The following is a 358-nucleotide window of genomic DNA, read 5'->3' as shown; positions in this document are numbered from 1 at the left end:
GAGTTGGGTTATCTGGGTTCACTGGTTCAACACGTTCTGAAAGGGTTACAGTATAGACTTGGTCACGTGCTGTATCGTAGTCATAAACCTTCGCACCACCTGCTGTGAATTCATCACTAACAAGCTTGTAACCTTGTTTCTTGAATTCTGTGATTTGACTTGTAGTGCTGTAGGCAATGGCTTCACCTGACTTACCTGTCACTTCATCTGTTGTGAGAACACGGTCACCGTTAGTACTTACATAACGGATAACAGCCTTTTGGGCATCCTTACGATAAGTAACTGTTTCAACACGGTCTTGGTCTTTAGCTTGAACTCCACTTACAGCTGGGATTTCTGATTTATCCGCTGTGTAACC

General features: G+C 43.6%; 1 protein-coding gene. It reads right to left on the bottom strand.

The window, feature by feature from the left end; genetic code table 11:
* On the bottom strand, window positions 1-358 hold a 358-nt coding region (locus N5909_RS00125; RefSeq protein ID WP_419965930.1), incomplete at both ends, for a mucin-binding protein.

Origin of the sequence: Streptococcus gwangjuensis, from assembly GCF_028156745.1 — a bacterium.
Lineage (GTDB): Bacteria > Bacillota > Bacilli > Lactobacillales > Streptococcaceae > Streptococcus > Streptococcus gwangjuense_A.
The sequence above is the reverse complement of the archived record's forward strand: the minus strand, read 5'-3'. Positions and strand labels throughout refer to the sequence as shown.